This is a genomic window from Rheinheimera sp. F8, from assembly GCF_001518915.1.
Genome location: NZ_CP013656.1, coordinates 1 through 14,706, shown reverse-complemented (window position 1 = coordinate 14,706; position 14,706 = coordinate 1). Strand labels below are relative to the sequence as shown.

Annotated in this window: 12 protein-coding genes and 1 pseudogene; all 13 read left to right on the top strand. The window is 41.7% G+C overall.

Annotated features, from left to right (window positions below; genetic code table 11):
- Positions 1 to 15: 15 nt before the first annotated feature.
- Positions 16 to 456: a flagellar export chaperone FliS gene (gene fliS, locus ATY27_RS00065; protein WP_208932126.1), complete on the top strand. Its 441-nt coding sequence runs from the start codon at positions 16 to 18 to the stop codon at positions 454 to 456.
- Positions 453 to 743: a hypothetical protein gene (locus ATY27_RS00060; RefSeq protein WP_208932125.1), complete on the top strand. Its 291-nt coding sequence runs from the start codon at positions 453 to 455 to the stop codon at positions 741 to 743. Before fliS ends, ATY27_RS00060 begins: the two co-directional genes overlap by 4 nt.
- 92 nt (positions 744 to 835) lie before the next feature.
- Positions 836 to 1,792, top strand: coding sequence for a glycosyltransferase family 2 protein (locus ATY27_RS00055; RefSeq protein ID WP_208932124.1), 957 nt, complete (start codon positions 836 to 838; stop codon positions 1,790 to 1,792).
- Positions 1,755 to 2,945, top strand: a complete 1,191-nt coding sequence (gene glf, locus ATY27_RS00050) for a UDP-galactopyranose mutase (RefSeq protein WP_208932123.1) — start codon at positions 1,755 to 1,757, stop codon at positions 2,943 to 2,945. Before ATY27_RS00055 ends, glf begins: the two co-directional genes overlap by 38 nt.
- Before the next feature lie 139 nt (positions 2,946 to 3,084).
- A complete protein-coding gene (locus tag ATY27_RS00045) occupies positions 3,085 to 5,913 on the top strand; it encodes a 6-hydroxymethylpterin diphosphokinase MptE-like protein (RefSeq protein WP_208932122.1) in 2,829 nt (942 codons plus the stop codon).
- Between the two features lie 37 nt (positions 5,914 to 5,950).
- Positions 5,951 to 7,777, top strand: a complete 1,827-nt coding sequence (asnB, locus tag ATY27_RS00040; protein WP_279614568.1) for an asparagine synthase (glutamine-hydrolyzing) — start codon at positions 5,951 to 5,953, stop codon at positions 7,775 to 7,777.
- The gene (locus ATY27_RS00035; protein ID WP_347876415.1) at positions 7,774 to 8,793 is read left to right on the top strand and encodes a sulfotransferase domain-containing protein; all 1,020 of its coding nucleotides are present in this window, start codon (positions 7,774 to 7,776) and stop codon (positions 8,791 to 8,793) included. Before asnB ends, ATY27_RS00035 begins: the two co-directional genes overlap by 4 nt.
- A 9-nt stretch (positions 8,794 to 8,802) precedes the next feature.
- A complete protein-coding gene (locus ATY27_RS00030; RefSeq protein WP_208932119.1) occupies positions 8,803 to 9,279 on the top strand; it encodes a hypothetical protein in 477 nt (158 codons plus the stop codon).
- Between the two features lie 10 nt (positions 9,280 to 9,289).
- On the top strand, positions 9,290 to 10,879 hold the full coding sequence (locus ATY27_RS00025) for a hypothetical protein (RefSeq protein WP_208932118.1): 1,590 nt from the start codon (positions 9,290 to 9,292) through the stop codon (positions 10,877 to 10,879).
- Positions 10,880 to 10,893: 14 nt separating this feature from the next.
- Positions 10,894 to 11,595, top strand: coding sequence for a WbqC family protein (locus ATY27_RS00020; RefSeq protein WP_208932117.1), 702 nt, complete (start codon positions 10,894 to 10,896; stop codon positions 11,593 to 11,595).
- 10 nt (positions 11,596 to 11,605) lie between these two features.
- Complete coding sequence (locus tag ATY27_RS00015; protein ID WP_208932116.1) at positions 11,606 to 12,553, top strand: radical SAM/SPASM domain-containing protein; 948 nt, start codon at positions 11,606 to 11,608, stop codon at positions 12,551 to 12,553.
- A 2-nt stretch (positions 12,554 to 12,555) separates the two neighbouring features.
- Positions 12,556 to 13,719 carry a dTDP-4-amino-4,6-dideoxygalactose transaminase gene (gene rffA / locus ATY27_RS00010; protein WP_208932115.1) on the top strand — a complete coding sequence of 388 codons (1,164 nt, stop codon included), beginning with the start codon at positions 12,556 to 12,558 and terminating at the stop codon, positions 13,717 to 13,719.
- 632 nt (positions 13,720 to 14,351) lie between these two features.
- Positions 14,352 to 14,706: pseudogene (locus tag ATY27_RS00005) on the top strand (transposase); the annotation flags it as partial.

Genomic DNA, 14,706 nt, shown 5'->3' with positions numbered 1-14,706 from the left:
TAACAGGAGTTTCACATGAGTTACGGCATCAACGCATATAAATCGGTAGGCGTTAAAAACGACCTAGCGGTGGCTGATCCGCATCGGGTGATCCAACTGTTGATGCAGGGTTCACTTGAGAATATGGCAAAAGCGCGTGGCTGTATTGAGCGTAAAGACTTCGTTGGCAAATCGCAGACCATGTCCAAAGCGATGAGTATCATTACAGCACTACAACATTCGTTGGATATGGATGTTGGCGGCGATGTGTCACAGAATCTTTGGTCCTTGTACGATTTTATGGTAAACCATTTGATGATGGCTAGCCGCGAAAGTAGTGTAGAAAAAATCGACGACGTCATTGAAATCATGTTGAAAATTAAATCAGCCTGGGATCAAATTCCGGTCAGTGAACGCGAGCTTGGTTTTCGGATGCTTGCAGACCGTGATTCACGGCAAAATCTGGCTTCCGCATGAACCCGGTCTTAGCAGGCATCGCGCAGCGCAGAGCCGTCATCGAGATGCTTTTGACACTTGAAGATTATGATCTCAGTGAGTTTGCCGAATCCTGGCAGAATTACCAAACCGATTTGGAAGCTTTTTGTGCTGAGGCTACTGAGGCCGATAGGTCTGTACTTGAAGCTGAATTAAAATGGGTGCAGGCAAGACAGCAGCAGGTGATAGACGAACGTCAACGTATTGGCGGTGCTTTAATAAATCTGCAAAATGGTCGCAAGGCCATTGATAATTATGGTAATTATTGACCTGTAGTTGTCGCTCTTATATTGACCGCTTATGCTGTAACCGGCTGCGTGCTGAGGGGCATGCTCAGTGTATTTCAATGCCGAGGTAACGCATGAAACTCAGTGTTCTTATTCCCGCCTACAAATTTTCTGCCTATATCCATGAGTGTTTGCTCAGTGTGCTGGCGCAAAAAACCGACTTTGATTTTGAAGTTCTGGTTTGTAATGATTGTTCTCCCGACAATACACGTGAAGTTATCCGCTATCTTGAGACCGCTTATCCGCAGTTAAAAGTGTTAGATAATGTCCAGAATACCGGCCTGATAGGCAGCATGACCAACCTGTTGCAGGCTGCTTGCGGTGACTATATTGCTTATCTGGATGGCGACGATGTTGCACTTCCCGGCAAATTGCAGGCACAGGTGAATTATCTGGACGCGAATCCGGGCTGTGCCATCAGTTATCACGAATCAGACATGTTTGATACTGTGACCGGTGCCCGCCTGAAGTGGTATTCCAAGGAATTCTATAACGCTGGGTATATTCCGCAAAAAGCAGATATCAGTCATTTAATCCGCTATGGAACTTTTCCGCAGGCCAGTAGCATCATGTTCCGCCGGCATGATTCAATGCTGCAGGCACTGGATCATGGCAGTAAAATTATCTGTGATTACCCTTGGCATATTATGAATGCCGGATTTTTGCAGGGAACTATCGATTTGCTACCGCAGGTGTTTGGCCGCTATCGGGTACATCCGAATAGTTTTTGTGCGATGACACAGCAAAGTGCCACCCGTCGTGTGCAGGTCACTGAAGAATTGGTTAGTGCCTGCCGGCTGGGTGAACGTTTTGGAGTTGATTTGGATGTGATTCAACTGGGTGTGAATCATCAATATTTTGCGGCTGCGTTGTTTTTCCTGAAAAATCAGGAAGATGATTTGTTTTTACAGATGATAGAGCGTTCAGCCGCACAGCCATTATGGTTCGATGGCCGCCATCAGCAAGCATTCGAGTTAAGAGCCAAACCGGACGATGTACGCCGAAACTTATGGGGTGACCATGCAGTATGATGCGATAGTTGTCGGCGCCGGTTTGTCCGGAGCTGTCATGGCTGAACAAATGGCCACTGTTCTGAACTGGCGTGTGTTAGTGCTTGACCAGCGTCCGCATCTGGCGGGAAACTGTTTTGACGAGCGCGATCAATTCGGCTGTCTGATCCACCGGTATGGCCCACATCTGTTCCACACCAATAAAAAACCAGTCTGGGATTATCTGAGCCGATTTACCAGTTGGCAGCCCTATGAACACAAAGTGCTGGCGCAAGTTGGCGATTTACAGATCCCGCTGCCGTTTAATTTGAATTCACTTTATCGTTTGTATCAGCCAGAGCAGGCGAAGTTGCTGGAACAACAACTACTGGAGCGATACGGGACAGGTGCCCGTGTTCCTATTCTGGAACTGCGCCAATCTGGCGTTGAGGCTTTACAGAAACTGGCTGACTGGATTTACAACAATATTTTTGTGCAATACACCATGCGACAGTGGGGTATCAGTGCAGAACAGATTGATCCATCTGTGTTATCCCGTGTGCCGGTAGTGTTAAGCCGTGACGATCGTTATTTTCATGACGCTTATCAGGCAATGCCGGTGGGTGGTTACAGCCAGATGATCGGCGCTATGCTCAATCACACGTTAATAGATGTTGAGACGGGAGTGGATGCGCTGACCAGGTTGACCCTGTCGGAGGGTAAGGTCCGGTTCGATAGCGAGTGTTTTCAGGGCACAGTGATTTATACCGGCATGCTCGATCAGTTATTTGCTTATCAATGTGGTGAATTGCCATACCGCTCTTTGCAGTTTGTGTTTCAAAGTTACGAGTACCCGTACTACCAGACGGCGACCACTGTCAATTACCCGTTGGCGCCAGATTTGACCCGTATTACTGAGTTCAAGCACATTTTAGGGGACAAGGGCTCAGGGACCACAGTGGTACTTGAATACCCACAGGATTACGACAAAAACGACCCTAAAAAAAATATCCCTTATTACCCGGTGTTTACCAGCGAAAATCAACAACGCTATCAGCAATACCAGGCTTTGGCAGCGCAATATCCCCAGTTGCTGGTCCTCGGGCGGCTCGCAGAGTATAAATACTTCAATATGGATGACGCAGTGGCCAACGCACTGGCGATTTTTCAGTCCAGACTAGCTAACAAAGGCTAGGTGTCAGATTCCCGACAGTCTTGTCTGGCACAGAAATTGTTTGCCGAATCAAAACCTTCGGGCGCATTATAGAATTCACTTGCAGCAGCAGCGGCGGTCGCTTTGCCGCTGCTGATTCTTCTTCTTTGGCAGAGACGTTATGCTTAAATTTATTCAGTATCAAATTGACGATGACACCGAAGCGCAGCAGGCGCTGGAAAAGCAGGTGTCCGCCGGCATTGCCAAGAATATCAACAGCAACATTGCGGCTTTTCGCGAGCATATCCCAAGCCTTGTCGATATCATCGACTCGCATCAGATCCAGCAATATTCACTGTTTTGTACCAAAGAACAGCAACTCAATATTGTAGATTTCTCGACCGGTCGCGCCTTCTATGGTGTGAACCCGCAGCAAGACGTCAGTGAAGAACTGGCGCAGTATTTTAAAGCCGCCAGTTATTTCAGCTTAACTGACGCGGACGGACAAACCTGGCGTCGGCGGCCATTACCTAACAGCGTTGACGTGATGCTGGTATTTGGTATGGGCCTTGGTTATCACCTGACTGAACTGATTTCTAATTGTCGTATCCGCTTTTTGGTGGTGTATGAACCAAACCTGGACATGTTGATGTGTTCAGTCCAAACCCACGACTGGTCGATGTTGCTGGATACCGCCAGAGCGCTTGGTACTCATATTTTTATTCAGGCCGGTTCGGATGCGTCAGGCATCACTTCAGAGCTTGCTGAATTGCTGCAGTTCGACGCCAATTTGCATGATATCTACGTCTATCGTCATCAGTTCCATCCGGTGATGGACGAAGTCATTAACTACCTGATGGAAAATTCCGGTGATCTAGACAAATTAACTAAGGCTAAACCGCTATTTGCAGGTTACCAGCATGCACTCGATTATGTGCCGGAGCATGCACCCAATACCGCCGCGACTTATCAGGAAAATAAATTTAGTGATAGTCAAGCCGAAAAAAAGTTCGCGGCGAACATGGAGGCTTTGCAACGTTTTTATCCTGAAATTTACCAAAGTATGCTTGAGTACCAGCCAGCGAATTGGTTTTTGGTCGAAGATCATAATGGTCAGGCAAATGTCTTCCATCGACGTCGTCAAGCATTTCTTTATAGTGACCTTGAAGTCGAATCACGAGAAATATCAGATTACTTCATTTCCCACCCCTTTAAAGATGATGTAGTTATCAGTCAAAAAGGTGGAGGGAAACTGTGGAGGTATTTGCACTTCGATATTATAGAAAATCTAAAACCAGTGATGGAAACTGTATTAGAGAAACAAACTAGACTGCCTTCAGAAGTTGATTCTTTACTAGTGTTTGGTGTTGCCTTAGGCAAACATCTAGATAAGTTATTGGAAAAAACGGTTGTAAATAATTTATATATTTGCGAACCGAATATAGACCTTTTTTATGCAAGCCTATACATAATTGAATGGAGTGAATACTTTTATGCAGCTGATAAGTTACAAGGGAGGATATATCTCAATCTAGGCGGCGATGGAAGTAATTACTTTTATGATTTAATGGCCCAGTTCTATCAAGTTGGCGCATACTCGATAGCTGACACTTATATACTTGCCAGCTATTACAACTCCGGAATGCAAAAGTCTATCTCAGATTTACGATCTGAGTTTAAAGTTGTTCTGGCATTGGGGGAATATTATGATCATTCGAAATATGGAATTGCTCATACATACCACAATTTGAAAAACAATAATAAAATAATCAAGAATGATTTAAGTTTAGTTGCGTCGGACTATTTTTTTGACAAGCCGGTCGTAATCGTTGGTAATGGACCAAGTCTCGACGAAGGATTCGCATATATAAATGAAATTCGAGACAAAGTTATATTAATAAGCTGTGGCACATCGTTAAGAGCCTTGTATAAAAAAGGCATTACCCCTGATTTTCATGCAGAAATAGAGCAGAATCGTTCGACATACGATTGGATTTCACAGATAAATGATAAAAATTATCTGAATAAAATAATTCTCCTAAGTGTTAATGGTATTCATCCGGATACATCTGAACTTTTTAGGGATACTGTTATTTGCTTTAAAGAAGGTGAAGCATCTACATATGTATTCCAAAATGGATTGCAAAGCCGTGGTATTTATCCCGCATCTCTATCGTATGCTTATCCCACAGTTACAAATTTAGTGATGAATTTTTGTATAAAATGGGGTTTTAAATACTTCTATTTGTTTGGCGTAGATTTGGGTTTTATAGATGTAAGCAAGCATCACTCAATTCATTCTTCATATTATAGCCAAAGTGGTTCACAGGTTTATGATTACTTTGGACAACATGGTGGTGGTATTGCTTCGAGAGGAAATTTCAGGCCACTTGTATTTACAAAGCCCGAGTTTGACGTTTCCAGGAAATTGCTAGAACAAGCTATTTCTCATGCAGGTAGAAAAATTGAAGTTTATAACTGCAGTGATGGTGTGTTGATAAACGGTGCAGTGCCACTTCGGCCAGAGAATATTATTATAGAGGATGTCAATGTTCGGGCTTCCAGTTTGCAGAAAATAATGCAGTTGAGTTGTTATTCTAACTTGGAAGAATTAGCAGATGATATATATGAGGTCTATTCCATGGAAAATCTCGCTGCAACGATGGAACAATGGCAGGACATTCTTAGAGATAATATAAAAAGTCAGAAAGAAGCAAAGTCTATGATTCGAATACAATGGGAGCTTCTCAGAAAAAAAGCTGTATTGGATGATGATCTCACGTTTTGCCTCTATCATGGAAGTGCAAATTACATCGCTGGTATATTAACAAAACTAGCTGCAAACATAGATGATAAAAGCGATAAAAAAGAGGCGATCATTGCAGCATTCAATAGAGTATTAGAATTATGGAGGTACTACCTGGCCGAAGGTTTCCGTAGGTACTCAAAAGCACCTCTTGGCCTTGATGATATAACAGTAAAAGACCTCTTCGAGAAAGATAATCAGTAATTCAATTTCTACGTATCAGATATCAGTGAGGTGAGTGATGTGCGCGATTGCCGGTATATATAACGTGTCAAGCGATCTCACAGCGTTAGAGATTGCAGAGCTAGTAACTCGTATGGCTGGCTTAATGGCTCACCGTGGTCCAGATGATCAAGGTTTTTGGCAATCTGAAAATGGTCGTTGTGCGATGTCTCACCGCCGATTAAGCATTGTCGATACAACTTCCGGTGGCCATCAACCTATGACAAGTAATGATGGTTCTAAAGTGATTGTATTTAATGGCGAAGTATATAATTTTCAGGAACTGCGAGATACACTCATAGGCACAGGTTCAAATTTCAAATCGAAATCGGATACCGAAGTACTTCTGGAAGGGTTGAATAGAAAAGGCATCGACTTCTTGACTTATATCGACGGAATGTTTGGCTTTGGACTTTTTGATTCAAGCAATGATACATTACTCCTTGCTCGTGATGCTTTCGGAGAAAAGCCGCTGTACTATACTTTCCAAAACGGAATATTTGCATTCTCCTCTGAGTTAAAGGCACTGACTCTTCTTCCTGGCTTTGACCCATTAATTACTGATGATTTGATTTCGACCTACCTGGCATTTCAAATGATTCCAGCGCCATATACAATATATCATCACTGCTATAAGCTTGAACCGGGTCACACTTTACGAATTTCGCCTACTGGACCTGGAAAACCTATCCGATATGCTCACTGGCAAAGCACCGATAAACTTGATTCGGACGCTTCAATTGGAAAAAAGGTAGATGAATTGCATGAATTACTTTTTAACTCAGTTCGTCGGAGGCTAATTGCTGACGTGCCAATAGGCGCTTTTCTTTCAGGTGGGGTTGATTCTTCAACTACTGTTGCCATCATGACAAAAGAGTTCGGACATCAGGTTCAATCTTTTTCAGTTGGATTTAAAGACTGTAATGAAAGTGAGCACGAAGACGCGCGTAATATGGCTAACCTTTTAGGTAGTCGACATGATGATATAATGATTGACCCGGCAAATTATGTTGATTATATGAAAATGTTGGCAGCAGTACTCGATGAACCAAATATAGACAGCTCGTGCGTACCGACCTATTTTGTTTCAAAGTTAGCTAGAAGCCAAGTAACTGTAGCGATGACAGGAGATGGTGGTGATGAAATGTTCGCTGGTTATAGCAGATATTTTCAGCTAGCAGACGAAGCTTCAGCACACAGTTCGGATATAAAAAGTAGAAAATGGCATGTTGGACGAGCATATTATACATTTATGGGGCAGTTGTTTCCCGATAACTACATCAAGGATATTTTTGATTCTGTACCAACTCTCGCTTCTGATCTGCTACTGGAAGCTCGTCGAGAATTGGACATGGACAGTCGAAGCATTATAAACAGGCTACGACAGGTTGATGTTAAAAACTACCTGCCTGTTGTTTTGGCAAAAGTCGACCGGATGAGCATGCTTAATTCATTGGAATGTCGCACCCCTTTTCTGTCTCCTGAAATAGCTAAGTTTGCTGCGGGTTTAGATTCGTCCGCTTTATATGGTGACGGTAAAGGAAAATATATACTTCGGAGAGTTGCCGAACGTTACATTCCTAAGTCGTGGTTGGAACGGCCAAAAAAGGGTTTCGGCATAGATCCTTTTTCACCGATAGTAAAAGGTAGACTACTAGAGGAAGCAAATAAGCTTTTGACGGATCCTGAATGTACACTTGTCCGCTATATATCTAAGGCACGACTCCAAAATTTAGTTGCAGAAAAATTCCCAAACTGGAGCTTCTATCATCTATGGGGAATTCTTTTACTAGATTACTGGCTTAGGAGTAATCTTCATAGGCCTTGCAGAGGAAGCGCTCAGTGATTAGGTTCAATGCTCTATTTTTATCACTGACACGGACTGGGACTGCGGCCGTACAAAATATCATATCCAGCCATCCCGAAGTGTATATGGCTGATTACGAAATGCAGTCGGTATTATATCCATTAGGATTGTCGATTAAACCCAATGATGTGAAGTCCAGAGTGGTATTCATACATGATGCTAAGGTCTTGCAGTATTGGAAACAGATCAAATCTTCGTTATCTCTTGAAAAGTTCATCTATACAGTTCGAAATCCCGTCGATCAACTGGTTGGAATGTACAACGCCGCTTTATACGAAAGCTCACTTGGCCTGTATCAAACTCCTGAACTTGACTTGTTTTTCTCTAAAGACTCTTTGATTGAAATATTTAAATATTCGGCAGATGTATTAGCGTACTCCGAAATGTTATCAAAACAATTCAGACATAGCATGCCTGTAGAGTTTAATACTTTAAAGGCAGACCGGGTTAAAGAGACTAGTAAGAGGATATACGAATTTCTAGAGACGGATTCGACATATTACAACCAAAATTTTGAAGCTCCTGCCTTTTCTGACGTTGTAGGTTTTTTAGGCTCAACTCCTATCCACATTCAGTTGCCAAAAAATAACACAGTCGATATTTTTATAACATTTGACAAGATGGCACCTAAGAATGGTTTTTTTAATCAAGGACACCTTGGAAAGAACTATAAATGCCTCGGTACTTTGAAGATAAATGAAAATAGGGTAAGAGGTTTATCTGGTCGAGTCCTATTTATGTGGTTTGACAGTTTTCAGATAGAGGTTTTACATCCGTCTGAAGTGAGGGTTCTCCAGAATATTTTTTCTGATCTTTTTGATATTGGAATCAATAATTGGATAAATAAAGCTCTCGAAATAGAAAATTTTTGTGAGAGAAAAAAAATTCAGTCGTTGCCCGATGACGCTGTCTCTGTGGTTAAAGAACTTATAGGGGAGAGAGTTCGGATTTTTTTGAAGTCTCATCCTGAGATCCAGTGGGAACATTTCTTATAGGGATGAAATATGTACGAGGTTCAACAAGACATCGAAGAGATGGCCATAAAGTTGGGTGAGGTCAATTCTAATTCAACAATAGAAACTATCACGAATTTTAACTCACTATTTCGATTCATGTTAAATAACTCTGGTAAGACGGTCTATATTTGGGGCGCCGGCAAGTATTCTGCAGCAATCATACAAAGTAGATTGTTTGAAGGTATTTTTTCCGGTGTTGTGGACAAAAATGAGTTACTCGCGGGTACTCAATTTTTGGGTTTGCCAGTTATTGTTCCAAGCGAACTAAACTCACTGAATAATCCATTGATATTAATAGCAAGTAACTGGTTTCCAGATATTAAAAAATATCTTGAAGGAATCGGCTATGGTGAAGGGCATGATTTTGTAAACATTATTGGTGTTTACAAAGGTTTGAGCTGGATGTTTAATTTTTGCGACATGGAAAGTATAGAAGTTCAAAGAGTTTATTCAAGCGACCTGTAGCGTGGTGGATATGAAAAATTTTGTCATTATGGATTCGTCTTTATCTTTAGGGGGGGCTGAGACTTTTAATGCACGCTTTATCAAATATCTCAGCAAAGACTCTTCTAATAGAGTAATTCTTCTAACTGTCCCTGGCGGAACTGTCAAAAGTTTACTGGAGGTTAATGATATTGATGTTGAAGTATTTTACATTCCCGATGCGTGGACATTCAATGTCCCTCCTCGTTCTCGAGATATGCTATATGAGTTAGGGCGTGAAATAAGAGGTGTTTTAAATGGCAAAGTATTTGTTCTTTGCTGTTATATAGAGAATTTGCATAAAGCAATGTACATGTTTGATGGTCAATCAGATGTATATTTATTGAGTGGGGTCCTGCATCCAGAGGCATGGAGTTTATGGCACCCTGATTCAGGTTTTGACGCTAGTCATAGTTTCGGACCAAGACAAGTCGATGAATTGTGGCACTATAAGAGACGCCTTTTGAAAGAGCTAGATAGTCATAAAGCGTTATGGTATCCGAATGATATCTATCGAAGGTACAACGAGTATTATTTTGATATTGAAATGAAACACCGAGCTTCTGCAACGGTTCCTGTTGAGCTACCCGAAGCGAAATTCAAATATCAGCCCATGATTTTTTCAAATGTACTTAGAGTAGTTTGGTTAGGTCGTTTTGATTTTTTTAAAAACGCGAGCATTCGAGCCTTTATTGACGGAGTTCGTGAAGTAATTACAGATAGTTCGATCTGCGTTCAAATCGATTTGATTGGGTACGGAGAGGCGAAATATGAGCATGAACTACGCGAGCTATCCGGTCCAAAAGAGATAGACCTTAATTTTATCGGTAAACTATCAGAGGCGGATATTCAAATATTACTCTGCAAGAATCAATATCACTTTGGCTTTGGCATGGGGTCATCAGCATATCACCTAGCGGCAATAGGTTTACCAGTACTAGCTATCGATTCCGCTGTCAAAGGGTATGAAAAATGGGTGAAAGCATGCTGGCTCTGCGATGCGAGTGATGAATTTGATGAGGGCTCATCTCTATATTTAGATCTGATTGGCGAGGCTTCAGGTAATCGTCAGCAGCTAGCAGAGATTATACAAGATATAATATCAGATGTTGATTCTCTACGTTATATTGGTAAGAAGTGTCAGAGTTATGTTAGAAAGTATCATGATGTAGATACAATAATGGGCAAAATATCTGGTTTTATGATGAACTCTAATTTTAATAAAAAAATAGTTTATGAACCAAATAATGTTATAGCTGATTCTTTTTTTTACTTAGTTAGCCCCCATCTTTCGGATGTAACGATTGCGGTTTTCGGCACTGGGGCTGCATCGCTTGGGTGGTGTAATTTAGTTGATTCGCATAATGATAGAAACCCAAATAAAATAAATATAGCCTGTTTTTTTGACAATAACAGCGCCAAGCACGGCTCTTACTTTGAGGGGAAATTAGTTTCGCCTGTATCTGTTGAATTGTGCAATTCCGTAGATCTTATTGTACTTGCCTCTGAGTATTGGTATCAAATGCAAAAACAAATTTTAGATATTGGTGTTTCAAGAAATAAAATATTCCGTGCTCGATAGGATTTGGAGGCCTCTTGAAGAAAGTTGCGATTGTGCAATCGAATTATATTCCATGGATTGGTTATTTTGACTTAATTAATAGGGTCGATGAATTTATTTTATTGGATAGCGTACAATATACAACAAGAGATTGGAGAAATAGAAATAAAATCAAAACTGCAGCAGGCCTTAGCTGGTTGACGATCCCTGTTGTGCACGTCGAGCGTAAGCAACTAATTCGCGACACACAAATTGCCACTCCGAGTTGGAGCAAGCAACATTTCGATACTTTACGGCATGTATACGCTAGAGCTGAAGGGTGGGTTAAAGTTGATGATTTTATTGGAAATATTTACCATCAAGCACATGCCTTGCTTTACTTGTCGGACATTAATAGCCTGTTCACACAGCAAATTTGTCAATTTCTCGCTATAGATACCGTAATCGCTGCCGATAGCTCAGTTATTGACGCTCCAGAGTTTTTTAGCGCGTCAGAAAGACTTTTACAGCTTTGCTTAAAACGTGAGGCTGATGTTTACGTCAGCGGCCCTGCAGCGCAGAATTATTTGGATGTTGAGCTGTTTAACAGACACGGAATCGAAGTTGAATGGATGTGTTATGGTCCGTATCTTCCATACAAACAGCTGTATGGTGATTTTGTACAAGCTGTAAGTGTTATTGATATGTTGGTTAGTCTTGGGGATGGAGCAAAAGATTATTTCCATCGCTGCGTTTAGGAGAACTGCTATGCCTCGTTATGGTTTTTATGATCGACTGACAGAACAGTTCCCATCTCAGGTTATTGTTGATATCACCGAAGTATGTAATCTTAAATGTGTTCATTGTCCGCATCCTTCTTTCAAGTTATCTGAGCACTATGCGGGTCGATTTCTTGCACCAGAGCTTAATGAAAAGCTCGTCGATGAAGTCGGTTCTGATGGTCTAGGTTTGTGCCAATACATTCGCTACACAAGCAATGGCGAGCCACTCATGCACCCCCACGCTCATGAAATGATTCAATATGCTGTTGAGAATAGTAATACATTCGTTACTTTGACGACGAATGGTACCATATTAAATGAAAAAAAAATGGAACTGTTGCTCGCTTCAGGCTTGCATATGATTGACATCAGTATAGATGCGTTCACATCTGACGTTTACCAAAAGGTCAGAGGAGGGAGACTAGAGCAAGTTGATCGGAATGTGCGGCGATTGATTGAACGAATCAGACTGACCGGGTCGAAAACTAAAGTCGTTGTGAGTTTCATCAGACAACCGTTAAACGAACTTGAAACGGATGATTTTCTCAGGTACTGGAACGATCAAGGAGTTGATCAGGTTCTTATCAGAAATTTGCATTCAGCTGCAGGGATGTTGAATGGCCCTGATAGTGGTACTCAAAGTAACAGACGACCGTGCTTATATCCCTGGGAACGCGTCACTTTGGATCCAAAGGGGCGGCTGGCATTTTGTCCGACAGATTGGGGTTATGCTTCGGCTTTTGCTGACTTCTCAGACACTACATTAAAAGCTGCTTGGCAGGGTGAATTTATGCAAACCCTACGTAAAGCTCATCTAGAAAACGATTACAAATGCCACGGATTCTGTGCGCAGTGTCCGGATTGGAAGTTAACACAGTGGCCTGATACGGGTCGCAGTTATGCAAATCTTGTTGAAGATTTAAAGGTGGTGTGATTATGAACACAAACAGCCAATTTATTCCGTTTAACTTGCCAACACCTGTAGAAAGTGGGATCGATACAAGTGTTATTTCCGGTCTAGGTAAAGGTAAATTTAAGGCTGGTTGTGAGAAGTTGTTGTCTGAGCAATTACATGGCCTGCGAGTTTTGCTTACACCATCTTGCAGCGCGTCACTCGAAATGAGTGCGCTGTCTATCGGAATTCAACCCGGAGACGAGGTTATTCTTCCTAGTTTCACTTTTGTCACATCTGCAAGTGCGTTTGCGTTGCGTGGTGCCAAACTTATATTTGTAGATATTCGTCCGGATACGTTAAATATTGATGAGAAACTAATTGAAGAAGCCATCACCGAAAAGACCAAAGCTGTAGTTGTAGTTCATTATGCTGGTGTTGCTTGTGAGATGGAGAGCATCAAAGCAATTTGTAAAAAATATCAGATTGCCTTAGTTGAGGATGCCGCGCAGGGAATTGGCGCCTTTTATAAGGAAACCTCACTTGGCACTATTGCAGATTATGGTTGTATAAGTTTTCATCACACCAAAAACATTCATGCAGGTGGGGAGGGGGGCGCACTTATCGTCAATGATGTGTCCGCTGTTCAACGGGTTGAGATACTTCAAGAGAAGGGAACCGATCGTTCGAGGTTCTTGCGTGGTGAAGTTGATAAGTATACCTGGCAGGAACTCTCTTCTAGTTATGTCATGTCAGAAGTTCAAGGTGCTGTTTTATATGATCAATTAACCAGGACGTCGGAAATAATTTCCCGGCGATTGGCCAAATGGAGCCACTACTATAAAGAGCTTCTTTGGTGCGAAGACGCAGGATTTATAAAACTTCCTGATATCCCCAGAGAGTGTCAACATAATGCACATATATTCTACATGATATTACCCTCCCAAGAAATACGGGATAGTTTGTTAATGTATTTGAAAGGTATAGGTATAGAAGCAACCACCCATTATGTTCCATTACATACAAGCCCTGCTGGAAGGAAATACTCTCGTTTTTTTGGCAAAGATCAACATACAACCAGAATTGCGAACAGCTTATTGAGGTTGCCATTGTACGATAGCTTGCCAGAAAGCGAGCAGAGTTACATTATTAGTTCGATCAATATGTACTTTAAGGATAAAAGATTTTTTATAAAAATGATGGCCTGATATTAATGGTTGCAAATATCTTAAAAATTCAGTTTTTGATTTCAATTGATCTCTATTTGTAGTGTGTTGTTAACGACTGTAATGTTTTGTCATAAATCTATATAATTATACCTTTGGCATCGCACTATCTAGTCTAGTGATGAATTTAATTTTCTTCGAAAATAGATTCATTAAAATGCGCTGGTAGCTACTTTAACTTAGCGCATAGAGGCGTTTTTCTAGAAACATATTCTGAATTTTATTGATTATTAATAGCAATTTGAGTTAAGTCGCAGTAACTCGAGTTGACTCTATTGGTTTCTATGCGGACAGTCACAGACTTTCCGGTTGTTAAAGCAGCTAGTGCAATATCAAGTGCGATTTTATCATTGTTGGGGATTCTTACTCCGTCTGCACCTCTACATACCGAAGGAAACCAAGACGAATCGGTAAATGTGACGTATGTAGAATTAGCATATTGTGGATTGTTAGGTCTATCTAATGTTTTGGCAACTGCAGCAATCTGAAGGTTAGTTCTGGAGACTTCTTCTGCAATTACCGGGACATTTAGGACTAAGGTTGTAGTGGCACACTGAATTTGGCCACCTGATTAGAGGTGTTATGCTACGCCTCGTAAGCAATTAGGTGACATGATGAACAAAAAGACAAGACCTACATTCAGCCCTGAATTTCGTCTGGAATGCGCCCAACTGGTACTGGACCAAGGTTACTCGGTTGCTAAAGCAGCGGCAGCGATGAATGTTGGCAAATCCACCATGGATAAATGGGTTCGGCAGTTGCGTGAAGAGCGCTCAGGCATCACGCCCAAAGCCACACCGATGACACCAGACCAACTTAAAATTCGCGAATTAGAGAAGCGAATCAAACAGATAGAGCTGGAAAAGGAAATCCTAAAAAAGGCTACCGCTCTCTTGATGTCGGACTCGCTGAACAATTCACGATAATTGCTCAGCTCAAGCAGAGTTATGCCGTGGCGCAGTTGTGCCG

Coding starts and splice junctions, on each gene's coding strand:
- fliS (WP_208932126.1), top strand. CDS start 16: ATGAGTTACGGCATCAACGCATATAAATCGGTAGGCGTTAAAAACGAC.
- ATY27_RS00060 (WP_208932125.1), top strand. CDS start 453: ATGAACCCGGTCTTAGCAGGCATCGCGCAGCGCAGAGCCGTCATCGAG.
- ATY27_RS00055 (WP_208932124.1), top strand. CDS start 836: ATGAAACTCAGTGTTCTTATTCCCGCCTACAAATTTTCTGCCTATATC.
- glf (WP_208932123.1), top strand. CDS start 1,755: ATGTACGCCGAAACTTATGGGGTGACCATGCAGTATGATGCGATAGTT.
- ATY27_RS00045 (WP_208932122.1), top strand. CDS start 3,085: ATGCTTAAATTTATTCAGTATCAAATTGACGATGACACCGAAGCGCAG.
- asnB (WP_279614568.1), top strand. CDS start 5,951: ATGTGCGCGATTGCCGGTATATATAACGTGTCAAGCGATCTCACAGCG.
- ATY27_RS00030 (WP_208932119.1), top strand. CDS start 8,803: ATGTACGAGGTTCAACAAGACATCGAAGAGATGGCCATAAAGTTGGGT.
- ATY27_RS00025 (WP_208932118.1), top strand. CDS start 9,290: ATGAAAAATTTTGTCATTATGGATTCGTCTTTATCTTTAGGGGGGGCT.
- ATY27_RS00015 (WP_208932116.1), top strand. CDS start 11,606: ATGCCTCGTTATGGTTTTTATGATCGACTGACAGAACAGTTCCCATCT.
- rffA (WP_208932115.1), top strand. CDS start 12,556: ATGAACACAAACAGCCAATTTATTCCGTTTAACTTGCCAACACCTGTA.